The organism is Paraburkholderia flava, assembly GCF_004359985.1.
Lineage (GTDB): Bacteria > Pseudomonadota > Gammaproteobacteria > Burkholderiales > Burkholderiaceae > Paraburkholderia > Paraburkholderia flava.
Genome location: NZ_SMRO01000001.1, coordinates 2155166 through 2178803, shown reverse-complemented (window position 1 = coordinate 2178803; position 23638 = coordinate 2155166). Strand labels below are relative to the sequence as shown.

Sequence of the window (23638 nt, the reverse complement as noted above, 5' to 3'; positions counted from 1 at the left end):
AAAACGCAGACGAACGGGATCAACGGCGTCCGGATTCATACCGGAAACTCATTGAAATCCAGGTCGATTAAATAGAGAAGAAGACGAAAGAATCGCGCCATTTCTCTGGAGCGAGAGGCACGGAACAATGGCCGCTGGGCAGTGCGACGACGTTAGCTACACGACTCCGCCGATGGCCGAAAGCGCGTGTCATCGGCTCGCCTTAATCGGACAACCCCACGATCGACGGGCACATGCTTACGTCACCGCAATACGACATGAATGCAATGAAAGCCTAACGCCTCTTGATTGACTTATTCACATATCTTCAAATTCTTTACGCTTACATCAGTCCGCCAAATTTATCCGCAGCAAAGATTTTGAGCAATCAGATATTTCTGAATTTTTATTAAGCATACTGAATAGATATATTCGTAACATTGAGAAACATTTCCCCGAATAATTACGGAGCCATTTCGCTGCGTGACGGAATGGTATGGATGCGCGTGGTTCGGGCGCCCGGAACGGCAGCGGCAACGATCGATGGGGAGTACAACGGGACGTCGCCGCGATGGACGTCGAGCAGGAAGACAGACGCCGTTCACCGTGCGACGCACGGCACAACGGGCAGGTGATGGCGATTCAACTTCAAAAACAGCACAGCAAACCGGTCGATGCGCGATCCTCGTCACGCATCGACAAAACAAACTTCAACGCGTCGCTCAGGACGAAACCGCCGCCGCTCGCGTCACGGCCCCGTCACGATCGAGCGACACAGCAGCCGCCGTCACCGGCCGTGCGGTCTCTCCTTGTTGTGCATCCTCCAGGATCATCGCCGCGCCCTTCTCCGCGACCATCATCGTCGGCGCATTCGTATTGCCGGACGTGATGTTCGGAAAGATCGACGCGTCGACGACGCGCAGTCCATCGATCCCATGCACCCGCAACCGCGCATCGACGACAGACGTGCGCGGGTCCGGACCCATCGCGCAGGTGCCGCACAGGTGATAGATCGACCCGCTCTGCTCGCGAAAATAGCGCAGCATGTCCGCGTCATCGACGACCTCTGCAGCCGGTGTCACTTCTTCGACCGTGACCTGCTGAAGCGCCTGCGCCTGCATCAGCTCACGCACCAGACGGCTACCCTGCACGACTTCGTCGCGATCCTTCTGCGTCGACAGGTAGTTGCCGCGAATCAGCGGTGCGTCCTCGACGCGGTTCGACGCGATCTCGACCGAGCCACGGCTCGTCGGCCGGCACGGATTGAACGCGACCAGAAAACCGGAGTACGGCTCGGGCGTCAGCGACGCGCGGCTCGACTTCGGAATCCGGTACGACAGCGGATTGAAGTAGATCTGCATGTTCGGCTGTGATCCGGCAGCGGAGCCCGTGCGGAAGAAACCGCCCGACTGGTTCACGCTCATCGCGAACGGTCCCGTGCGGCGCAGCAGATACTGCAACCCGAGCTTCAGCTTGCCGGTCCAGCTGCCGAACTCGTCGTTCAGCGTGCGTATGCGCGCGCGGTAGTAGAAGCTCACGCACAGATGGTCCTGCAAGTTTTGCCCAACCGCCGGTAGATCGTGCACGACATCGACGCCATGCTTCGCGAGCAACGCGCGCGGACCGACGCCCGACAGTTGCAGCAGCTTCGGCGTATCGACTGCACCGGCCGCGACGATCACTTCGCGTGTAGCGTGAAATGTCCGCTTCACGCCGCGCTGCACGATCTCGACGCCGGTTGCACGACCACCGTCGAATAGCACACGGGTTGCATGCGCGTCGTGTTCGATCGTCAGGTTGTCGCGATGGCCCGCGCGATGCAGGTACGCGACGCTGCTCGAATCGCGGCGTCCGTTGCGCGTATTCACATCGTAGATGCCGACGCCTTCGAGCCGCGCGCCATTGAAATCGTCGTTGCGCGCATAGCCAAGCTGTTCGCAGCCTTCGATAAAGCTGCGGCAGATCGGATGCTCGCCACCCTTCATCGGCGTGATGCGCACGGGGCCGTCGGCACCGTGATACTCGGTGTCGCCGAGCGGATGCGATTCGAGCTTGCGAAAATACGGCAGCACGTCGCGATACGACCAGCCCGGATTGCCGGCGGCAGCCCAGTCGTCGAAATCGCCTGCGGCGCCGCGCACGTAGATCATTGCGTTGATCGACCCGGAGCCGCCCTGCACCTTGCCGCGTGGACAGTAGATCGAGCGGTCCGCGAGTTCCGGCTCGGGCTCGCTGTAGTACATCCAGTTCCAGGTCTTGTGGTAGTACAGCTTCGCGAAGCCGACCGGAATTTTGAACCAGAACGATTTGTCCGGGCCGCCCGCTTCCAGCAGCAGCACCGAATAGCGTCCCGACGCCGACAGCCGCTCGGCGAGAATGCAGCCGGCGGAACCCGCGCCGACGATCACGTAGTCGTAGTTCATCCGCATCCCCTTGTGCCTAGCCGCGCGCCGGCGACGTGTCCTTGACGTCGGCGGGCTGCGCCTGCATCTGCAGATGCAGGCGCTTGCCGGTGTACGGCGAATGCGCGCGCACGACGTCCATGTCGAGTTCGACGCCGAGACCCGGCGCCTTCGACGGAATGATGTAGCCGTCTTCCCATTGAATCGGCTGCTTGAGAATCTGCGCGTGAAAACCATCCCACGTGCCGATGCTTTCCTGGATCAGGAAGTTCGGTGTGCACACCGCGAGCTGGATGCTCGCGGCCGCGCCGATCGGTCCGTTGTACAGATGCGGCGCGATCTGCGCGTAGTAGACCTCCGCGAGACTCGCGATCTTCTTCGCTTCGAGCAGCCCACCGACGCGCCCGACGTTCATCTGCAGGATCGACGCCGCGCGTGAATCTAGCAGCTTGAAGAATTCGTACTTGGTGGTGAGGCGTTCGCCGGCCGCAATCGGAATGCTGGTGTGCGCGGCGACTTGCGCCATCGCCTGTTCCTGGCCCGGCGGCACCGGCTCTTCGAACCACAGCGGATCGAACTTTTCGAGCCGCTTCGCGAGCCGGATCGCCGACGATGGCACCATCTGTCCATGCGTGCCGAACAGCAGATCGCAACGCGAGCCGACCGCTTCGCGCACGCTGCGGCAGAAGCGCTCGCAACGGTCGAGCACTTCAAGCGACAGCTGATGACCCGAATACGCGGTGTACGGTCCCGCCGGATCGAACTTCACCGCCGTGAAACCGAGCTTCGCGTTCTGCGCTGCGCATTCGGCTGCGAGGTCGGCGTCGTCGTAGTCGTATTCGCCGTCGCGGTTCTTCGGATACAGATACGTGTACGAGCGCAGACGTTCGTTGACGACGCCGCCCAGCAGTTCGTACACCGGCTTGTTGCAAGCCTTGCCGACGATGTCCCAGCACGCCATCTCCAGGCCGCTGACGATACCCATCATCGTCAGGTCGGGGCGTTGCGTGAAGCCGCTCGAATACGCTTCGCGCCACAGGCGCTCGACGTGATGCGGATCGCGATCGAGCAGGTAGCGTTCGAACGCATCCTCGATTGCAGGGACCATCACGTCCGGGTGAAACGTCGCGGCGTAAACCTCGCCGACGCCTTCGATCCCGCAGTCCGTCTGCAGCGTGACGAAAATCCAGTACATGCCGCCGAGATGCGGCGGCGGGACGGCGACGACGTGCGTCTGAAGAGAAACGACTTTCATGTTCTATGCAGGTTTCGAGTTCGAATGTTTCATGCGAGCCAGCGCGAGCGCAGCGACGCAGCCCAGCGCGCCGACCGACGCCACGTAGGCGAAATAGATCTGGTAGCCCATCAATCCGGCGAAACGCTGCGTGACGTAGCCGTTCACGAGCGGCAGGAAGATGTCCGATGAATAGCCGATCAACGACACGAGGCCGATCGCGAGGCCGGTGATGCGCATCGGTAGCGCGCAGTAATCGAGCAGCGTCCAGTAGAGCCCGCGGATCGCATATGTCATCGCGCCGACGAACAGCACGACGAACGCGAGCAGTCCGACGCTGCGCGCAGCCGGCAGCACGATCAGCGCGACGAGTCCGAGCACCGCAGCGAACATCGCGACGATCAGCACGCGCAGATTCGAGAAGCGGTCGCCGAGATAGCCGCCGCCGATGCCGCCGAGCGGACGCATCCACAGCTTCGCGGTCGTCACGACGCCGGCCGCGACGACGCTCAGATGCAGGTCGCCTTGTTGCAGGTACGCGGAGAAACTGTAGGTCGCCCAGAAGATCTGATAGCCGCAGAACACCACCGCCGCGACGAGCCACAGTTGCGGAATCGACGCGAGGAATGCGAGGTCGCGCCACAACTGCCCCCGGTTCTCGCGTGCGGTTTCTTTTATGTCTGCGGGCGCAGCAGGATCGCGGAAGAAACTCATCAGCGCGCCGAGGCCGATGCAGGTGAACGAGTACAGATAGATCACGTGACGCAGGCCGATCGCAGGCGTACGTCCCGATGCCGCCGCCGATGCGAACAGCGCAAGCGCGATGGTGGCGAGCAATGCCTCGACGAGGCCACGTCCGCCGTCGAGCAGACCGAAGAAGCGGCCCTGCTCGTTCGGCCCCGCGATCATCCGCACGCGCTTCAACACCGACGCCCAGAACGTGAGCCCCGTCGTGATGCCCCAGCAGCAGAAGATCACGAGCAGTACGTGAAACGACGGCGCCGTCGAATACCACAGCCCGAGTGCGCCGGTCGCGACGAGTGAGAAGCAGATCAACAGACGCGGCGCGACGCGATCCGCGAGCCAGCCGCTCGGCAGATAGCTGACGAAGAACACGATGCCAAGCACCGAGTACAGATAACCGAGCTGCGCGTTGTCGATGCCGAACACGTCGAGCATCGTCGTTTGATAGACCTGACGCAGGTAGAGGATCGGGTAGATTGCGCCGGCGGCTAGCACTAGCAGAAGCAATTGCGCGTAGCGGTGCGAGGCGGTCGAGGTTGGGGCGTCGGCGATGCGCGGCATGCCGTCGTTTAAGAGGGATTCCTGCAACTGTGTCTCCTTCACGGATCGCTGCGGCGTAGGTACACCGCAGGCCGTCGGTATTGCTATGGTGTGTTGTGGTGAATCAAAAGACGTCGAGGGACGCCGCAAACGCACACATCAAAACGGCATCACCACCAGCCGCGTCTGCGTGAACTCAAGCATCCCGTGCTTACCATCATCGCCACCGAGCCCAGACCGTTTCCAGCCCGCATGAAACCCTTGATACGGATCGGCGGGCGTGCGGTTCACGTACAGCTCGCCGGCTTCGATCTCGTTCGCGACGCGCATCGCCGTGCGATAGTTTTCGGTGTAGAGCACCGACGACAGACCGAACTGATGATCGTTGGCCATCCGCAGCGCGTCGTCGATCGTGTCGTATGCGATCACCGGCAGTACCGGTCCGAAGATCTCTTCCTGGACGATCTCCATCTGCTGACGGCAATTGCTGAGCAAAGTCGGCGGATAGAAGAAGCCGGGGCCCGTGGGCAACTCGCCGCCAGTCTCGATCGTCGCGCCCTCTTCGACCGCGCGCTGCACCATCCGGTGCACCGAGTCGCGTGCCGCTGCGTTGACGAGCGGACCCATCCGCGTGTCGTCGAGCGCGCGATCGCCGATGCGTAGCGCAGCCATCCGCTCCTTCAGCAACGCGACGAAGCGATCGTGCACGCCGCGCTGCACGTACACGCGTTCGATCGCCGTGCACAGCTGGCCGCAGTGGGTGGTCTTCGAACGGACGAGCGCGTCGGCAGCGGCTTCGAGATTCGCATCCGGCTCGATGATCGCCGGCGTCTTGCCGCCGAGTTCCAGCGACGGCTTCGCGATGTTTTCCTTGCAGTAGTCGAGCACCTTGCGGCCTGCGCCGACGCTGCCCGTCAGCGTAATCATGCCGACCGACGGCTGCGTGCACAGCACGGCGGCGGTGTCGTGATCCATCGCGAGCACATTCAGCACGCCTGCGGGTAGAACGGCCTGCTGCGCGGCGAGCGCGATCTCGAATGCGGAGCACGGCGTGTTGTTGCTCGGCCGTACGACAACAGTGTTGCCCGCGATCAGCGCAGGCGCGATCTTGCGCAGCAACGTGTAGATCGGGAAATTGAACGGAATCAGACACGCGACGACGCCGATCGGCTCGCGCATCAGAAACAGGTTTTCGTTCGGGCTGTCGCTCGGAATGATTTCGCCTTCGATGCGTCGTGCCCACTGCGCGTGATAGCGCAGGATCTCGGCTGCGTAGCGCGCTTCGGCGCTCGCGTCGGCGACGCTCTTGCCGGACTCGGCCGCGAGCGCGACGCCGATCTGCACCGCACGCTCGACGATCGCATCGGCGAAGCGGTTCAGATGCGCGGCGCGCTCGGCGGCCGGCAGCTTGCGCCACGCACGCTGCGCGGTCGCGGCGACTGCCACGGCACGCTCGACGTCGGCGCGGCTCGCGGCACTGACGTGCCCGACGGCTTCTTCGGTGGCGGGGTTGTAGACGGCGATCCGCTCGCCGCTGGACGGCACGAACTGCCCGTCGATGAAATTTCGATCTGAACGCATGGTCTCGCTGCCGACTCGTCGAACGATGCCCGCCTGGCTTGAACGGACTTGCGGCGCGATGCCGCGGGGATGTGCGGCAGTATTGTTCGGCGGGTGGGGCCGCACAAACGATTAAAAGTCGGGCGGAGCATGAGGAAAACGCATGCTTGAAAACGGGAAGATGGCGGATCGCGTGATATGGATCCGGCGCGCGGTGTGGCCGGTTTACCGGCTTCGACTGGAAGTGGGGGGAAAGCGGAGATGCGATGCCGTCCATTCGCGGACAGCGCACGCGGTATCGGACCACTCGAACGGTGCTCCGATACCGCGTTTCGAGTACTACATTAAGGCAGCGTCACCCACGCAGCGTCAGCATCGACGACAATCGCCGCCGCCGCGAACCGATACGCCATCAACGCAGCAAACCCGCGCCGCCCATCGATCGAAGCCGGCGCGCTCGTGAAGCCATGCTTAGCGATCAACGCAGCCTCGATCGCATCGGCGGCAGCCTTGCCGATCTCGATCGGTTCCATCGCTTCGCCCGCATTGCGCGCAAGACCGGCAGCCTGGGTCGCTGCAACGCCGAGCGCGTGCTGCGTACGCGCTTCATCGAGCCCGAGCAGTCGCGCAACCGCAAGCACCGCACCGAGCACGCCCAACGACGACGCGACGTTCCAGCGCGCACGATACTCACTGCTGTCGACGGCGCGCTGCACGCGCGCAGCCGCTTCGATACCGATCGCGGCCGCGGCGGCGATATCCTTTTCCGTCGCGGAGAGTCGATCGCCGAGCGTCACTGCAGCAGCGACGATAGCCGCCGATGAAGAAGCAGGCGCATCGCCGGCCAGCAGTGCGCCGAGCGTCCAGGCCTGCACACGTGCATCGTGTTGCGAGCCCTGCGTGCGCAGCAGCCGCGCGACGTCCTGCTGCGCGTCGCCTGCGTTCGCGGTGCGCGTGCGTGCATGCGCGACTGCACGTCGCGCGGACTCGAGTGCAGCGGCCGCATGCTCGGGCGCCGGACCCAGCGCGAATTTCACCAGCGCATCGGAAACAGCGGAATGGGCAACGGTGTCATGCATGATTCAATTCCTTCGAAGGGAGACAGAGTTCGAACAGAGCGCAGGGATCGGCGGCCGTTTCCAGAGCGTGCACAGCAGCGGCGATCTTGTCGGTCGTGCCGTCGCCCAGTTGCGGGTCGATCAGCAGGCGCACCTTGTCCATCAGTTCGGTGGCGGTCAGCGGTCGCGCGAAGCTGCCGCGTGCGTGCTCGACGTGATGAGAAACCGTGCTGCCGTTCGCGAGCCGTGCTTCGATGAACACTTCGTCGCGATTCACCGACGTGTCCGGCACGAGCTTCGTCTTCGCGCGCACCGTCGATACATCCGCCTGCACGACGCGCGCGTCCTCGTACTGCGCGAGGCCGACGCGCTTGTCGCACAGTGCGGCAGCGACGCCGTGGATCGCGCTAAAGCGTGCCTGCAGTCCGTCCTTCGGCTGCGGATTGCCCATCAGTTCGGGCACGAGTGGATGGCAGCGCAGCGTGATCGATTCGATCGATGCAGCGTCGTCGATCTTCTCGGACAGCGCGAGCCCCGCATCGATTGCCGGGTGCGCGACGATCCCGCACGGGTACGGCTTGTACGTGTTCGACAGCAGTTCCCAACGCTCGCCCATCGCACCGTTCATCAAGTCGAAATCGACTTTCGTCGACAGCGAATGCGAATAGCCGCCTGCCGCTTCGAACACGTCGTCGACTGCGCGCTGTCCCTGCTGCGCGAGCCGCGCGGCAGCGATGCCGTTCGACGCAGCCTTGCCCGGGTGATACGGCTTGGTCATCGTGCCGAACGCTTCGCGCTGGCCGACGAACATCGACGCGGCAATCGACACCGCCTGCGCGAGCGTCGCCTCGTCGAGACCGAGCAGCAACGAAGCCGCAACCGCGCAGCCGATCACACCACACGTACCCGTGATGTGCCAGCCGCGATCGTAGTGCTCCGGCGAGATCGACACGCCGACCCGCAATTGCGCTTCGCAACCGAGCGCGAATGCAGTGAGCGTCTGCGCGCCGGTCGGTTGCGTCGACGGTGCGAGCGCGCTCAGCACGGCAAGTACCGATGCGGCCGGATGGATCACGGTCGCAAGATGGGTGTCGTCGAAATCGTCGAGGTGGCCCGCGAAGCCGGTCGCGAGCGCCGCGAAATGCACATCGACGAGTTCAGTGCGGCCGAGCACCGGCACGGCCGGCTCGGCACCGAGATCGCGAGCGGCAGCGAGGATCGCGTCGACACCTTGATGTTTCGATGCGCCGATCGACGTGCCGATCACGTTGATCAGGGAACGGCGTGCCTCGGCGGCCACTTCGGCGGACAGCGGCCGTTGGGCCAGCGTATGGAGGCCGTGCGCGAAGGCGGCGGCAATGGAACTCATTGGGACAACTCCTCAAGACGAATGCCGTTGGTGCGAGGACCGAACGCCCCCACCATCACGACGATGACGAACATGGCCGATGAAATCAGCACGAACACAGCCGGGACACCGAAATGCTTGAGCAAGGCGGCGACCCAGAAACCGACGAAGATGGAACTGACGCGGCTCCAGCTGAACACGAAGCCGACCGCGCGGGCGCGGATTCGCGTCGGATAGAGTTCTGCCTGATACGTGTGGAAGATGCCGATCAGCCAGTTGTTCGCGATCGTCACGGCACAACCGAACAGCAGGATCGGCACCGGCTCGCGGACGAAGCCGAACAGCGTGCCTGCAACCGCCACCACGATCGCGCAGCCGACCAGCTGCCACTTGCGCTGGAAACGCTCCGCGCAGTACATCGCGCCGACCGCACCGAGCGGCGTCGCGAACGCGATCACCATCGTGTACAGCAGCGAATGCGTAAGCGTGATGCCCTTCGTGTAGAGCAGCACCGGCACCCATGAACCGAAGCCGTACACGCCGAAGGTCTGGAAGAAGTTGAAGCACGACAGCATCACAGTGCGCTTGAAGTACTGCCCCTTCCACATCTCGCCGAACGACACGTTGCCGGATGCCGGCGGCTCAGCGGCATGCACTGCGGGCGGCGCGAGCGGCTTGCCCGTTTCGGCGATCACGCGTTGCTCGATCGCATCGACGATCGCGCGGGCTTCTTCATGCCGGCCTTTGCTTTCGAGCCAGCGCGGCGACTCGGGCAGTCCGCGGCGCATGACCCAGATCAGGATCGCGCCCGCCGAGCCGATGATCATCACCCAGCGCCAGCCTTCGAGACCGAACAGCACGTGCGGCACCAGCAGGTACGACAGCACCGCGACGACCGGCACCGACGTGAGGATCACGAGAATGCTGAACGCCATGTAGCGGCCACGCGTGTGGTGCGGCGTCAGTTCGGAGATGTAGGTGTCGACAGTGATCAACTGCACGCCGATACCGATGCCCGCGATGAAGCGCCAGAAGTCCATCGCGAGCGGTCCGTTCTGGAACGCCGCGATGAACGTCGCCACTGAATAGATGAGCATCGCGCAGGTGAACACCGCGCGCCGGCCGAGCCGGTCCGTGATGCCGCCCAGCGCAACGGTGCCGATGAACATCCCCGCGAAGAACGCGCCGAGAAAGCTCGCGAAGCCGTTCACGTCGAACAGGCCATCCGTCGTCGCGCGATACAGACCGCTGTGGATCAGCCCGAGCGCGATGTACGCCGCCATGAACATTTCATAGAACTCGAACCAGCCGCCGGTCGCGATGCGCGCGACCAGGCCGCTGAAATAGCGGGTCGGCGGTAATCGGTCCAGCCGCGCCGACACGCTCGCGCCGGTGCGGGCGTGGCCGGCAATTTCCTTCTCGATAAACATGACGTCTCCTGAGTAGCCAATGGGTGTTCTTTGTCTTAGTGTCGACACTTTGGCAAAGTGTATTCGATATATCTCACTTGAAACAAGGTTAACCGCGCAAAATGTCGACAGTTTGACGTTGGGCGTCGGCTGCTTCCGGATCGGTCGCGAGGCGCCTGCTAGAATCCGCGACCGGAATGGGCGGCATGCACCGGCACAAATGCGTCGGCACCGAGGGAGAGGAATGGACGGATATGGTGAAGAAGCGGAAGGCGATGCGAACGACGCGTCGCCGGTCGCGGAAATCGTGGACTGGGTTGCGCGCGGCATCATCGAAGGGCGGCTCGCGCCAGGCGACGACCTGAATTCGGTCGATCTCGCGAAGCGCTTCAAGGTCAGCCGCACGCCGGTGCGCGAGGCGCTGTTCGTGCTGAGCCGCGAAGGGCTCGTCGACTGGTCGCCGAGACGGCGGCCGCGTGTGTCGGCGGTGAGTCTGAAGTCGGTGCGCGAGCTGTATCAGCTGCGCGCGGTGCTGTATGCGCAGGTGTCGCTCGCGATCGCCGACTGCGCGACCGACGCCGACATCGCGGCGCTATGGCAAGCGCACCAACGTCTCGCCGATGCGGCGGCGAAGCACGACGTCGACGGCTACTTCTGGGCCAACGTCGCGTTCCGTGACGAAGAGCTGCGCGTCTGCGGCAACGCGATCTTCAAGGAAGTGCTCGACTCGATGCGGATGCGGACCAATCGCCTGCGGCATTTGAGCACATCGCTACCGGGGCGGATCGAGCGTTCGTGCGCCGATCATCAACGGCTTTGCGAAGCCTACGCGGAGCGCGACGGCACGCTGGCCGCGGCGCTCAACCGTTCGATCGTGCTGAGCGCGCTGAAAGCGATCGAAGCATCGTGGCAGGGGCCCGTCTGACAGGCACCTTGCAAAGGGCCTGCTGCGCGTCGCGCGGTGTGCTTCCCTGCTAACATCCCGTGGATCGGCAGTCCCTGCTTCACTCCGCGCGCGGCCGGTGTGGCCTGTATGGCCTGTATGTCTAACCCGCCGCCCGCGCCGCCACTTTTCGATTCGTCATGTTCCTGCTTCGTCTGCTCGATCCGTGGGAGCCTTCATTCGGGCTCGTCGTCGTCTTCATTGTCACAGCCGTGCTGTACGCACGCGGCGCGCGGCGCGCGCATGTCGGTCCGGTTCGGCAGGCCGCGTTCTGGACCGGGCTCGCACTGTTCTACATCTCGCTGCACACGCGGCTCGACTACTACGCGGAACATCAGTTCTTCATGCACCGGTTGCAGCATCTGGTGCTGCACCACCTCGCCCCGCTGATCATGATGTCCGCCTATCCGGGCAGCGCGTTGCGTGCGGGGTTGCCGTTGCGCTGGCGTCAGAAGCTGCGGCGCGCGCAACGCAGCGGACCCGCGCGCGCGGTCGCCGCTGTCGTGCTGCACCCGACTTTCATTTCGCTGGCGTTCGTGGTGTCGGTGGTGTTCTGGCTGATTCCGCCGGTGCAGTTCGTCGCGATGCTCGACTGGCGCATCTATACGTTCATGAACTGGTCGGTCGCGGTGAGCGGACTGCTGTACTGGTGGATGCTGCTCGACCACCGGCCGAGTCCGCCGAGCCGCGCGCGACCCGGTCTGCGCGTGCTGTCGCCGGTAATCACGATGACGCCGCAGATTCTCGTCGGCGCGATCATCACGTTTTCGTCGCAGGATCTTTATCCGGTGTTCACGCTGTGCGGCCGCGCGTTTACGTCGTTACCGCCTGCGCTCGATCAGAGTCTGGGCGGGCTGATCATGTGGGTGCCGGCCGCCGTCATCGAGTCGATCGGCGCGATGATGGCGCTGCGCCACATGATGCGGCTGTCCGCCATGCCGCAGCGCGTGCCGCCGAAACCGCGACGCGTACCGAAGCGCGCGCGGCCTGCGCTGCAGAAGTAGCGAACGTCGTTGTTGAAACGTCGCGAACGGTGGCGGCACCGTTCGCCGCGCGGCCCGTTGCGCGTGTCCGCACGCGTGCCTCACGGATATGCGAATATCAGAGGTTGTTTCGATCGCCTGGCCGGTGCGCCTCCGACATCCCCGCTCGCACGCCGACCGCTTCCCTCACTCCCATTCGACGAGGATCACGATGAACTCACGCTGGATCGACATCAAGAGCGACGACGGACAAACCTTCTCCGGTTACCTGTCGCTGCCACCCACCGGTAACGGCCCGGCCATCGTGCTGGTCCAGGAGATCTGGGGCGTCAACGAACACATCCGCGCCGTGGCCGATCAATATGCGCTCGCCGGCTACGTCGTGCTAGCGCCGGACGTGTTCTGGCGCCTGCAACCGCGCGTCGAACTGACGTACAACGAAGCCGACACGGGCACCGCGTTCGGCCTGTACCAGAAGCTGGATTTCGTGAAAGCCGCCGACGACGTCGCAAGCGCGATCAAGACGCTGCGCACGCTGCCGGAAGTGACGGGCAAGACGGGCGTGGTCGGCTTCTGCCTGGGCGGCCAGCTCGCGTATCGCTCGGCTGCGCTGACGAAAGCGGATGCGGCGGTCGCGTACTACGGCGGCGGCATCGATCAGTATCTCGACGTCGCGAAGGACGTCACGATGCCAATCGTGTTCCACTACGCGCTGCAGGATCAGCACATTCCGCAGACCGCGGTTGCGGCCGTCAAGGAAGCGTTCGCGGGCAAGTCCAACGCGACGTTCTTCGACTATCCGAACACCGATCACGGCTTCAACTGCTGGGGTCGTCCTCAGATGTATAACCAGCATGCGGCTGCGCTGGCGCATGGCCGGACGCTCGAGTTTCTGGCGCAGCATCTGTAAGTTCGACGGATGAACGGCGGGAGCGGGTCGCACACCGCTCCCGCCTGTCATGCACATCATCAACATCGACATTCTGCATGTGGGCGGTCTTTCTGACGACCCGGCCACGCGACGTCGCAGGTTTCGGCGACCTCACGTTCCGGTGACGAGATCGAGGTCACCTGAGCGATCACCTTGCGACCGGCCGGACCTGCCCAACTCCCACACGCGTTATCCTTGCAGTCCCGACCGGCATCGCGCCGGCATCCCGATCGCCTTCATCATGTTCGAGCTTTCCACCCAGAATCCGTCGCTGTCCAAAGCCGACCACTACGCCGAACTCGTCGCGCAAGCCCGTTCGCTGCTCGCCGACGAGCACGATCTGATCGCCAACGCGGCGAACTTTTCGTCGCTGGTATTTCATTCGCTGCCCGATCTGAACTGGGCCGGCTTCTATTTCCACGACGGTCACGAACTGGTGGTCGGTCCGTTTCAGGGCAAGCCCGCGTGTGTGCGTATCGCACTGGGCCGCGGTGTGTGCGGCACGGCTGCGCAAAGCCGCACGACGCAGCTGGTGCGCGACGTGCACGCGTTCCCCGGTCACATCGCGTGTGACTCCGCATCGCAATCGGAAGTCGTGGTGCCGCTGGTCGCAGCCGATGGCACGCTCGTGGGCGTGTGGGACGTCGATAGTCCCCTGTTGAATCGCTTCGACGAAGACGACGCACGCGGCATGGAAGCGTTATGCGCCGTGTTCATCGAGCTCGCGTGGCCGCACGCCGCAGCAGGCGACGTGCGCGCGAAATAGAACTACGCGAGCTAGACGCGTTACACCAGCAGATCTTCGTAGAACGCGCCGAACGGACGCTCCCGATGCGCGATCTGGATTTCGAGTATCCACAATCCTTCGGCGGGACGCGAATCGTAGTCGCCGAGCTTGCCGGCCTTGTGAATCGCGTGCGGGAAGTCGCTCACGCGATGTCCCTTGATGTCGACGTTCAACCGCCAGCCCGCCGCTTCGGCGCGCGCCGCTGCGTAGTCGTATAGCGCCTTGCCGCCGGCGCCGGTCGTGCGCCAGTGATGCTCGACTTCATCGAACACGGTCTTGCACGCCTTCGCGCACGCGTGCATCTCCGCATCGTCGCCGACCACGTACGTGGTGCCCGCATCGCCTTCGTGACCGTCCCACACCACGCCGATATCGATGAAGAAAATATCGTTCGCGGCCAGCACCGGATCGCTCGTCGAGCGCTCCTTGAACGTGCGCAGCGTGTTCTCGCCAAACCGGACCAGCACCGGATGCCAGATCCGCTCCATGCCGATGCCCGCGAGCACCTCCTTGCCGACCGCGTTAGCCTCGGACTCGAGCATGCCCGGCTTGATGCGCTCGGCGATTGCATCGACTGCTTTCCACGTCATCGTGCGTGCGTACTTCATCGTATCCAGCGAGAAACGCTGGCCCACCGCTTCCTGTGCCACTTCGTTCACGTTCAATCCTCCAGTGATCAGGCGTCGATGTTACCGCGTGCGTGCCGGATGCGTTGCAGTCGTTGCTGCCGATGCGGCACACGGTTTGCGGGGTAATGTGTTTCATCGTCACCGGAGCCCATCATGCAGCCTCGCGAATCGAAACCGAAAGAAGACCCGCCCAACGAAGGGGTCGATGCCGGCAAGCAGCCAATACCGCGCAGCAACGAGCACCCGAAGCAGACCGCCGAAGTACCGCTCGGCACCGGCGATCATGCCGAGCCGCCGGGCGGCGGCGGACGTCCCGCGCAACGTCGCGAGAAGTGATCGGGCGACGGACATCGATACGGTGTGCTCGCATCGCATGCGCTCGCCGCGCGATACGCGCGAGCGCAGGCGAGCGCGAGACAGCTGATCGTTATCGATAGCGCTCGCGGTACAGCGCATACCACTGCCAACCGGCATGCGGACAGATAGCTGGGCCGGCACTTATGCATCGCCCGTACTCCGACTGCATGCTCAAAATTGCCGCACATTCCCGCACGCAGGATTTTTGCCGTTCGTAGAATGAACCCAGCCGCGTCGACCGCGCGGCCATTGCCATTCATTCCTCGACGGAGCGCACCATGGTATCGAGTCGTGACGAAGTAACCCGGATGATCGTCGCCGCAAAAGTGGCGAAGGGCCTGAAGTGGGCCGACGTCGCCGAGAAGATCGGCCAAAGCAAGGAATGGACGACGGCCGCGTGCCTCGGCCAGATGACCTTCAGCAAGAGCGAGGCCGAAACGGCGGGCGAAATCTTCGGGCTGTCCGACGAGGCCGTTGCGTGGCTGCAGATAGTCCCGTACAAGGGCTCGCTACCCAGTGCGGTGCCGACCGACCCGCTGATCTATCGCTGGTACGAGATCGTCAACGTGTACGGCACGACGATCAAGGAGCTGATTCACGAGGAATTCGGCGACGGGATCATGAGTGCGATCGACTTCTCGATGGACATCCAGCGCGAAGCCGATCCGAAAGGCGATCGCGTCAAGGTCATGCTGTCCGGCAAGTTCCTGCCGTACAAGCGCTACTGACACCTGACGCGTCGCCAGGCAACGATCAATCGATTAATCGCCGTACACGTCGAAGTCGAAATACTTGTCCGCGATGCGCTTGTAGGTCCCGTCCTTGATCATCGCGGCAATCGCGCCGTCGAGTTTCTCCTTCAGATCGGTATCCTCCTTGCGCAGCCCGATCGCGGTGCCGGGTCCGAAGATCGCGCTGTCGTCGAGCGTCGGACCGGCGAATGCATACGGCGCACCACGCGACGTATCGAGAAAGCCGCGCTCGGCCTGCACCGCGTTTTGCAGCGACGCGTCGAGTCGTCCGGCGAGCAGATCCACGTAGACCTGGTCCTGATCCGCATACGACACGATATTCACGCCCTTCGTGCCCCAGTGGGTCTTCGCGTAGGTCTCCTGCATCGAGCCCTGCTCCACGCCGACAGATTTGCCGGCGAGCGAACTCGCGGTCGGTTCGATGTTCGAGCCTTTCTTCGCGACGAGGCGCGTCGGCACATGGAACAGCTTCGCGGAGAACGCGATCTGTTTGACGCGCGCGGGCGTCATCGACATCGTCGACAGCACGCCGTCGAACTTGCGTGCCTTCAGGCCGGGAATCATGCCGTCGAATGCGTTCTCGACCCACACGCACTTCGCGTTCAGGCGCCGGCACAGTTCATTGCCGACATCGATATCGAAGCCGACCAGCTTGCCGTCAGCGGACTTCGATTCGAACGGCGGATAGCTCGGATCGACGCCGAAACGGATCGTCGACCAGTCCTTCGCGTGAGCCGTACCCATCGTAGCCATCGTGCCCGTCGTGACCAGCAGCACGCCCAGCACTGCCCCCAGCCATCTCTTCCATGTCGTTTTCGTTTTCATCTCGTGCTCTTCCCGACTCTCCGTGACAACGTTGAAGCCGCGCGCACGAACCGCGCGCGCATGCAGAAGGCATTATCGACGATCGGGCGGGAAGAAAGAACGGACTAGAACGGACCGCGGCTCTTTAATTGCTGGTACTGCTGCTTGAGCACATCGATGCGCTCGCGATACGCGGTGGCGAGGCAACTGCGCGACGCGCCGCAGCGGCCGCGACGCTGCAGCCAGTCGTGCTGCGCGTCCTGCATGTCGCCGCGCGTGCCCATCGCGACGAGCCCGGTCAGCATTTCGAAGCGGACCGCCATCTCGACGTCCTGCTCGCTCAACGCACGCGACGCGCAGATCGCGCGCTCGTCGGGCTGTTTCGCCTTCGTGCAGTCGAAGCTCGCGGCCCACGCCGCGCCGCCCGGCAGCACGTAGAGCATGACCGCGCACAGCGCGACGGCAACACGACGATGGCGGCATGAATTGGTACCGCTTCCGGTATCGCTTCGGAACGAATGCATACGCATGGCAACTCCGGGAGAAAAACGTGCGAGTGAGACAGGATCTGCGACGCCGGGTTCGCCATGGCAGACGCGGGACGTGAAGCGTGGAACACGGATTGCTGAACCACCATCAGGCTCAGGGAAAAAAATGGCAACGATACTGCTCGTCGAAGACGACCTCAATTTGCTCCGTGCGATGGAAACGCTGTTGAAAGGCGAAGGTTACCGCGTGCGGACTGCGCCCAACGGCGCACTCGCGATGCGCTCGGCGCGCAGCGAGCGTCCCGACGTCGTCGTGTCGGACTGGATGATGCCGGGCATGGACGGCGTCGCGCTGGTGAACGCGTTGAAATCCGTACCGCAGCTCGCCGACATTCCCGTCGTGATGACGTCCGCGATCGCGTCGCCGCCGGGCGTGCCGATCCAGGGCTTTCTGCGCAAACCGTTTCCGATCGCGAAACTGCTCGACATGGTCCATCGGGTGCTCAAGCCCTAACGGGTAACAATCAGGGGTAACGATCAGGACAACGGTCGAGATTCACCTCGATTTCGCCCCGGCTTCGCACGGCGCGAACCGTTTCTACGCGCCTTCGCGCGCCTTTTCTCTCTTTTCCCCAATTTTCCCGAACACCTGGGACAACTCCCGAGTTCATGCCGATCCCGCACGGGCTCAGGCCCGGCACGCCCGTGCCCATATAGGGGGCATATCCGACACTGAATTGTCATCGGCACGACACACGTCCCGACCAGGATCGTAACTCCCTGCGACCCTCACCGAGAGACCAAGGCCATGCCGGAACTTTCGTATCCCCAGTCGAGTGCCTCAACCGGTCGCCGTAGTATCGGCCTGCTGATCTTCCTGGTCGTGATCGCTGTTGGAGCGATTTATTGCGCGACCCATCTGATCGACGACCTCGCACCCGTGCGGCAATCGTCGATCCTGCCGTATCTGCTACTCGGTATCGCACTGCTGATCGCGCTCGGCTTCGAGTTCGTGAACGGCTTCCACGACACCGCGAACGCGGTCGCCACCGTGATCTACACGCATTCGTTGACGCCGAACCTCGCGGTCGTGTGGTCCGGTGCGTGGAATTTTCTGGGCGTGCTGACGTCGACCGGCGCGGTCGCGTTCGGCATCCTGCAACTGCTGCCCGTCGAGCTGATTCTTCAGGTCGGCAGCAGCGCGGGCTTCTCGATGGTCTTCGCACTGCTGATCGCCGCGATCATCTGGAATCTGGGCACGTGGTACTTCGGCCTGCCGTCGTCGAGCTCGCACACGCTGATCGGTTCGATCATCGGTGTCGGTCTGATGAACCAGATGCTGCACGGCTCGTCGGGCACGAGCGGCGTCGACTGGAGCCAGGCGCTCGGCGTCGGCAAGTCGCTGCTGTTCTCGCCGATCGTCGGCTTCCTGCTCGCCGCACTGCTGCTGCTCGTGCTGAAGGCGGTCATCCGGGTGCCCGCGCTGTACGCGGAGCCGACCGGCAACAAGCCGCCGCCGTTCTGGATTCGCTGCCTGCTGATCCTCACGTGTACGGGCGTGTCGTTCGCGCACGGTTCGAACGACGGTCAGAAGGGCATGGGCCTCATCATGCTGATCCTGATCGGCACGGTGCCCACCGCGTACGCGCTGAACAAGGCCGTGACGCCCGCCGAAACGCAGACCTTCATCGCCGTCGCACAGCAGGCCGCAAGCGCGCTGAGTCACTACACGAACGGCGCACCGCCGTCGACGAACGCGCGCCACGACGTCGAGACCTACGTGCAGACGCGTCAGCTGACGCCGGCCACACTGCCCGCGCTGCAGCAGCTGACGACGCAGATCAGCCAGCAGGTCGGTGCGTCGGGCTCGATGGCAAACGTGCCGCAGGACACCGTCGACAACGTGCGCAACAACATGTACGTCGCGTCGGAAGCGATCCGCCTGATCGACAAGGCGAAGCAGCCCGCGTTCTCGACGGAAGACCAGGCCGCGATCGACAACTTCAAGAAGCAGACCGACCACGCGACCAAGTTCATCCCGACGTGGGTGAAGGTGGCCGTCGCGATCGCGCTGGGCCTCGGCACGATGGTCGGCTGGAAGCGGATCGTCGTGACGGTCGGCGAGAAGATCGGCAAGCAGCATCTGACCTACGGCCAGGGCGCATCGGCGGAACTGGTCGCGATGGTGACGATCGGCGCAGCGGACATGTACGGCCTGCCGGTATCGACGACGCACGTGCTGTCGTCGGGTGTCGCGGGCACGATGGCCGCGAACGGCTCGGGTCTGCAATGGAACACGGTGCGCAGCCTGGTGCTCGCCTGGGTGCTGACGCTGCCGGTGTCGATCGGACTGGCGGCTGGGCTGTACTGGGTGTTCCGTCAGGTGTTCTGATTGCCTGATGGCCGTTGCCGGTTGTGAGACCGGCAACGCATCACCAACGCATTACCGGTTGAAGAGACTTCAGCGCAATTGAAGGTGCTTCAGCGATTGGGCAGCGCGGTTCGGCCGCGCTGCTTTTTTTTGGCCTGATTTTATGAAGCATCGCGACGAAAAGCGTCCCGCCAAAACAAACCGGCCCGCTATGAAGCGGGCCGGCATCGAACATCGGTAGAAAGATCGGTAGAAAAAAGCGCGATCAGTAGAGATCAGGAACGATCATCGACGACGGCACCGGCTGGCGGATGTACTCCGCGTGGTGCACGCGCTCCGGCAGCGACACCGTCGAATGCTCGACCTCGGTGTACGGCACCTGGCTCAGCAGATGGTGGATGCAGTTCAGGCGCGCGCGCTTCTTGTCGACGGCCTGCACGACCCACCACGGCGCTTCCGGAATGTGCGAGCGCTGCAGCATCACTTCCTTCGCGTGCGTGTATGCCTCCCAGCGACGACGGCTTTCCAGATCCATCGGGCTCAGCTTCCACTGCTTCAACGGATCCTGAATGCGCGCCTGGAAGCGGATTTCCTGCTCTTCGTCGGTGATCGAAAACCAGTACTTCAGGATCTGCACGCCGCTGCGCACGAGCATTTTTTCGAACTCGGGCACCGAGCGGAAAAACTCTTCGTATTCGTCATCGTTGCAAAAGCCCATCACGCGCTCGACGCCCGCGCGGTTGTACCAGCTACGATCGAACAGCACCATCTCGCCGCCGGCCGGAAGATGCGTCGCATAGCGCTGGAAGTACCACTGCGTACGTTCGCGGTTGCTCGGCGCCGGCAGCGCAACGACCCGGCACACACGCGGATTGAGCCGCTGCGTGATGCGCTTGATCGCGCCGCCCTTGCCCGCTGCATCGCGTCCTTCAAAGATCACGACCATCCGGTGACCGGTGTGCACGATCCAGTCCTGCAGCTTGACGAGTTCGCCCTGCAGCCGGAACAACTCGCGGAAATATTGCTTGCGCGATTCGCGGGCCTCGGGTGTGAGCGCGGACGAGCCGTCGAGCAGACGGTCGTCCACTTCCATCTCGAGTTCTTCGTCGTACGCATCGACGAGATCTTCCTCGAAGCGGCGACGCCGCTCGTCCAGCAGTGCATCGGGTGTCGGATCCTGCTCGTTCATCTCGATTCTCCTCGGCGACGGAAAGGGAAACGCGCCATATGCGGCGCAGCGTCAACCAACGATTATCTTAACGGGTAGTGTCAGCCGTATTACTTTTCTGCTCGGGGCGGGCACGGACGGAACGCATTTCGCGAATGCGAAAATGCGGGAAAACCCGCCGCATCAGCCTTCCGATGCCCGACGCGGCGAGACGCGCAAACTCATCGCCACATCGTCCACCGAGCGGCCACGCAGACGAAAGCGGTCCGCGGTACGCCCCGTCTCGACAAAACCAAACGATCGGTACAACGAAATCGCCACGTCGTTCTCGCTGAACACGTGCAGATCGATCCATTCGATCCCGCTATCTGCGACGAAATCGATCGCGTGCACCATCAGCGCGCGACCAAGCCCCTGCCCGCAAAACGCCCGCTCGCATCCGATCCCGAGCGTGGTGCGATGCATCTCCGAAGGAATCGTCGAACCCGTGAGATCGAGATGCGCGATCGGTCGGCCGTCAGCGTCGTCGACGATCCACGCACGCGCCCATCCCGGCGACTTCACCGGCAATGCAAAACGTTTTTCGTAACGACTGCGGCCTTCGGGTGACGACGCGCCGGGCCACGTTTCGAGCGGCGAAAATAACGGCATACCGTCGCGCCCCGACTCCGCGAACAGGCGTTCGAGGTGATCGGCCCAGCGATCGAAATGCTGCGACGTGACTTCAGCAATGAGCGGCATCGGGAGAGCACCAGCGGATGAGCGTGCGTGTCATTCTACGTGGCCCATGTGCCCCGATGTGATTCGCCGCGCTGTCTGCTTCGCCCTGGCAAAGCAGACACATGCGACATGCGATGCTCGCGTGACTTCACGCCTTACTTGGCCCCCGCACGCAACCGCTGCACTTCCGCTTCCAGCTCGGCAATGCGCTGGTCGCGTTCCTCGAGTGCCGCAGCGACATCCGCCGCTTCGAACCGACGCGGAATGTGCTGCGGACAGTTCGCGTCCCACGCGCTCACCGTAAACACAATCGCACGTTCCGCCCGTGCCTTGTAATTCGCCGGCATCAGCGATGTCACGAGCGCGTCGTCGTCTTCCACCACACGCGCTTCGCCCCAGATCTTCATCCGCCGACGCAACGCGTAATCCATCAGAAACAGATGCGCCTTCGGGTTATCCGCCAGGTTGCCCATCGTGATGTATTGCTGATTGCCGGCGAAATCCGCGAACGCAATCGTGCGATCGCCGATCACGTGCAGGAAACCGGCGGGGCCGCCGCGATGCTGGATGTACGGCTGCCCGTCGCCGCTTGCGGTCGCGAGAAATACGCTCGTCTGCCGCGCGATGAATGCCGTGAGGTCCGGCGTGATACGCGTCTCCCAGCCGTGCGCCTGTTCCATCCGTGCGTAGCCATCACGCGAGCCGAGACGCTGCTGCATCGACTTGACTGTCGGTGTGAACGCCACGTCGCTGGGAAACATCAGGGTATCTGTCATCACAGTTCTCCTCGCGGAGCACAGCTGCGTTCAGGCAGTGTGCCGCGTATGCATCACCGGGAAATCGATATCGGTCCGGGCAACCAGGTTGAGATAGTTCGTCCACACGTTCAGCGCGACGTGCTGCACGATTTCGACGATCTGCGCGTCGTCGTAGCCAGCCGAGCGGACTGCATCGAGATCGGCGTCGGGCACACGACCGCGCTGCTGCGCAACCGCGAGCGCGAAGCGCACCGCCGCTTCCGCCTTTGCATCGCTCGAGTGCCCGTCGCGGCTCGCGGCGATCTCCGCGTCGTCGAGTTTTGCAAGATGCTTCGCGAGATACGCGTGAGCAGACAGGCAGTAATCGCAGCCGTTGAATTCTGCGATCGCGACGGCGATCCGCTGACGCGTCTGCAACGACAGGGTGCCTTTGCCGAGCGCACCGAACAGACCCATGTGCCCTTCGAGCGCCGCCGGGTTGACGCCGATCAGACGAAACAGATTCGGCACGGTGCCGAGTTGCTTCTCGACGGCTTCGAGCAGCGGGCGAGACGCAGCCGGCGCGTCGGCGATCGTGGCGGGTACGGGAATGCGGGACATGGCTGTTTCCTTTGAAATGAACGGTAGAAATGAAGCGCGGTTGCGATGTGTCCAACAATACGCACTTCCATTTTCAAAGAGAATCCAGCAGTATCGAGAATCATCCTCCCGCCAAACGAGATAGTTCGATGGATCGACTCGAATCGATGTCTGTGCTGATCGCTGTCGTCGAGGCGGGCAGTTTCTCGGCGGCCGCGCGGCGTCTCGGCATGCCGCTCGCGACGGTCAGCCGCAAGATCGGCGAACTGGAAGCGCATCTGAAGACGCGTCTGCTGCATCGGACGACGCGTCAACTCGCGCTGACGGAAACCGGTCAGTCGTATCTCGCCGCATGCCGGCGCATTCTCGAAGACCTGGGCGAAGCGGAACGCGCGGCGACCGGCGAATACGCGTCGCCGAGAGGCGAGCTCGTGGTCACGGCGCCGGTCGTGTTCGGACGTCTGCATGTCGTGCCGGTGATCGCCGAGTTTCTCGCCGCGTACCCGGAGATCGACATCCGGCTCATGCTGGCGGATCGCTTCATGCATCTGATGGACGAGCACGTCGACGTCGCGGTCCGCATCGGCACGCTGCCCGACAGCACGCTGGTCGCGATGGGTGTCGGCACGATCCGTCGCGTGATGTGCGCGAGTCCCGCGTATCTCGCCGAACATCGTGTGCCGACGAAACCCGCCGATTTAACCGCGCATCGATGCATCACGTTCGAGGGCATCGAGTCCGCTCGCGTGTGGGCCTTCGGGTCGGGCAAGTCGGCAATCGAGGTGCCGATTCATTCGCGGCTCGTCGTCAATACTGCGGATGCCGCGATCGCCGCGACGCTGTTAGGCGTCGGGATCACGCGCGTGCTGTCGTACCAGATCGCGGACGCCGTGCGCGACAAGACGCTGCGCGTCGTGCTCGAACGGTTCGAACCCGAGCCGTTGCCGATCCACCTCGTGCATCGCGGACAGGCACCGTTGCCGCTGAAACTGCGCGCGTTTCTCGACTTCGTGACGCCGCGCTTGCGTCTGCGCATGGACCACGAAGGACAGGCACGGAAACGTCGCGCGCCGGGGTAACGCAGACGTCTGCCC

23 protein-coding genes are annotated in these 23638 nt (G+C 63.4%); 9 read left to right on the top strand and 14 right to left on the bottom strand.

Annotated features, from left to right (window positions below; genetic code table 11):
* Positions 1–701 precede the first annotated feature (701 nt).
* From E1748_RS09655 to E1748_RS09625, 7 genes are all read right to left on the bottom strand, one after another.
* On the bottom strand, positions 702–2402 hold the full coding sequence (locus E1748_RS09655; protein WP_133646860.1) for a GMC family oxidoreductase: 1701 nt from the start codon (positions 2400–2402) through the stop codon (positions 702–704).
* A gap of 16 nt (positions 2403–2418) precedes the next feature.
* A complete protein-coding gene (locus E1748_RS09650; RefSeq protein WP_133646859.1) occupies positions 2419–3636 on the bottom strand; it encodes a mandelate racemase/muconate lactonizing enzyme family protein in 1218 nt (405 codons plus the stop codon).
* A 3-nt stretch (positions 3637–3639) separates the two neighbouring features.
* Positions 3640–4920: an MFS transporter gene (locus E1748_RS09645; RefSeq protein ID WP_133647321.1), complete on the bottom strand. Its 1281-nt coding sequence runs from the start codon at positions 4918–4920 to the stop codon at positions 3640–3642.
* A 138-nt stretch (positions 4921–5058) separates the two neighbouring features.
* Entirely contained in the window at positions 5059–6480 is a 1422-nt protein-coding gene (gene aldA / locus E1748_RS09640) for an aldehyde dehydrogenase (RefSeq protein ID WP_133646858.1), read from the bottom strand.
* Between the two features lie 323 nt (positions 6481–6803).
* Positions 6804–7538, bottom strand: a complete 735-nt coding sequence (locus E1748_RS09635; protein WP_133646857.1) for an MmgE/PrpD family protein — start codon at positions 7536–7538, stop codon at positions 6804–6806.
* Positions 7531–8886 (bottom strand): MmgE/PrpD family protein, encoded by a 1356-nt coding sequence (locus tag E1748_RS09630; protein WP_133646856.1) that lies wholly within the window; start codon positions 8884–8886, stop codon positions 7531–7533. Before E1748_RS09630 ends, E1748_RS09635 begins: the two co-directional genes overlap by 8 nt.
* Positions 8883–10295 (bottom strand): MFS transporter, encoded by a 1413-nt coding sequence (locus E1748_RS09625; RefSeq protein WP_133646855.1) that lies wholly within the window; start codon positions 10293–10295, stop codon positions 8883–8885. Before E1748_RS09625 ends, E1748_RS09630 begins: the two co-directional genes overlap by 4 nt.
* A 223-nt stretch (positions 10296–10518) precedes the next feature.
* Between E1748_RS09625 and E1748_RS09620 the strand changes: the two genes are divergently transcribed.
* From E1748_RS09620 to E1748_RS09605, 4 genes are all read left to right on the top strand, one after another.
* Positions 10519–11199 (top strand): GntR family transcriptional regulator, encoded by a 681-nt coding sequence (locus E1748_RS09620; RefSeq protein ID WP_133646854.1) that lies wholly within the window; start codon positions 10519–10521, stop codon positions 11197–11199.
* 158 nt (positions 11200–11357) lie between these two features.
* Positions 11358–12221 carry a cytochrome c oxidase assembly protein gene (locus tag E1748_RS09615; RefSeq protein WP_133646853.1) on the top strand — a complete coding sequence of 288 codons (864 nt, stop codon included), beginning with the start codon at positions 11358–11360 and terminating at the stop codon, positions 12219–12221.
* Positions 12222–12411: 190 nt separating this feature from the next.
* Entirely contained in the window at positions 12412–13110 is a 699-nt protein-coding gene (locus E1748_RS09610) for a dienelactone hydrolase family protein (RefSeq protein ID WP_133646852.1), read from the top strand.
* Positions 13111–13372: 262 nt separating this feature from the next.
* Positions 13373–13897 (top strand): GAF domain-containing protein, encoded by a 525-nt coding sequence (locus E1748_RS09605; RefSeq protein WP_133646851.1) that lies wholly within the window; start codon positions 13373–13375, stop codon positions 13895–13897.
* Between the two features lie 20 nt (positions 13898–13917).
* Here E1748_RS09605 and E1748_RS09600 read toward each other — a convergent pair whose 3' ends face one another.
* A complete protein-coding gene (locus E1748_RS09600; RefSeq protein ID WP_133646850.1) occupies positions 13918–14577 on the bottom strand; it encodes a M24 family metallopeptidase in 660 nt (219 codons plus the stop codon).
* Positions 14578–14700: 123 nt separating this feature from the next.
* On the opposite strand from E1748_RS09600, the gene E1748_RS09595 reads away from it, so the two are divergent.
* Both E1748_RS09595 and cynS read left to right on the top strand, forming a co-directional pair.
* On the top strand, positions 14701–14883 hold the full coding sequence (locus tag E1748_RS09595) for a hypothetical protein (RefSeq protein WP_133646849.1): 183 nt from the start codon (positions 14701–14703) through the stop codon (positions 14881–14883).
* Between the two features lie 299 nt (positions 14884–15182).
* Positions 15183–15632, top strand: coding sequence for a cyanase (gene cynS, locus E1748_RS09590; RefSeq protein WP_133646848.1), 450 nt, complete (start codon positions 15183–15185; stop codon positions 15630–15632).
* 33 nt (positions 15633–15665) lie between these two features.
* Here the strand turns inward: cynS and E1748_RS09585 are convergent, their stop codons facing one another.
* Complete coding sequence (locus E1748_RS09585) at positions 15666–16481, bottom strand: ABC transporter substrate-binding protein (protein WP_133646847.1); 816 nt, start codon at positions 16479–16481, stop codon at positions 15666–15668.
* A 104-nt stretch (positions 16482–16585) separates the two neighbouring features.
* Entirely contained in the window at positions 16586–16984 is a 399-nt protein-coding gene (locus E1748_RS09580) for a lysozyme inhibitor LprI family protein (protein WP_205965216.1), read from the bottom strand.
* Positions 16985–17114: 130 nt separating this feature from the next.
* On the opposite strand from E1748_RS09580, the gene E1748_RS09575 reads away from it, so the two are divergent.
* A complete protein-coding gene (locus E1748_RS09575) occupies positions 17115–17462 on the top strand; it encodes a response regulator (RefSeq protein WP_133646846.1) in 348 nt (115 codons plus the stop codon).
* 294 nt (positions 17463–17756) lie between these two features.
* Positions 17757–19340, top strand: a complete 1584-nt coding sequence (locus tag E1748_RS09570; RefSeq protein ID WP_133646845.1) for an inorganic phosphate transporter — start codon at positions 17757–17759, stop codon at positions 19338–19340.
* Positions 19341–19584: 244 nt separating this feature from the next.
* On the opposite strand, the gene ppk2 is transcribed toward E1748_RS09570, so the two are convergent.
* The 4 genes from ppk2 to E1748_RS09550 all read right to left on the bottom strand — a co-directional run bounded on the left by ppk2 (position 19585) and on the right by E1748_RS09550 (position 22565).
* Positions 19585–20508, bottom strand: a complete 924-nt coding sequence (ppk2, locus tag E1748_RS09565) for a polyphosphate kinase 2 (protein WP_133646844.1) — start codon at positions 20506–20508, stop codon at positions 19585–19587.
* Between the two features lie 162 nt (positions 20509–20670).
* Complete coding sequence (locus E1748_RS09560; protein WP_133646843.1) at positions 20671–21228, bottom strand: GNAT family N-acetyltransferase; 558 nt, start codon at positions 21226–21228, stop codon at positions 20671–20673.
* Between the two features lie 134 nt (positions 21229–21362).
* A complete protein-coding gene (locus tag E1748_RS09555) occupies positions 21363–21983 on the bottom strand; it encodes a pyridoxamine 5'-phosphate oxidase family protein (protein WP_133646842.1) in 621 nt (206 codons plus the stop codon).
* Between the two features lie 30 nt (positions 21984–22013).
* The gene (locus tag E1748_RS09550) at positions 22014–22565 is read right to left on the bottom strand and encodes a carboxymuconolactone decarboxylase family protein (protein ID WP_133646841.1); all 552 of its coding nucleotides are present in this window, start codon (positions 22563–22565) and stop codon (positions 22014–22016) included.
* A 128-nt stretch (positions 22566–22693) separates the two neighbouring features.
* Between E1748_RS09550 and E1748_RS09545 the strand changes: the two genes are divergently transcribed.
* Positions 22694–23623 (top strand): LysR family transcriptional regulator, encoded by a 930-nt coding sequence (locus E1748_RS09545; RefSeq protein WP_133646840.1) that lies wholly within the window; start codon positions 22694–22696, stop codon positions 23621–23623.
* Positions 23624–23638 lie beyond the last annotated feature (15 nt).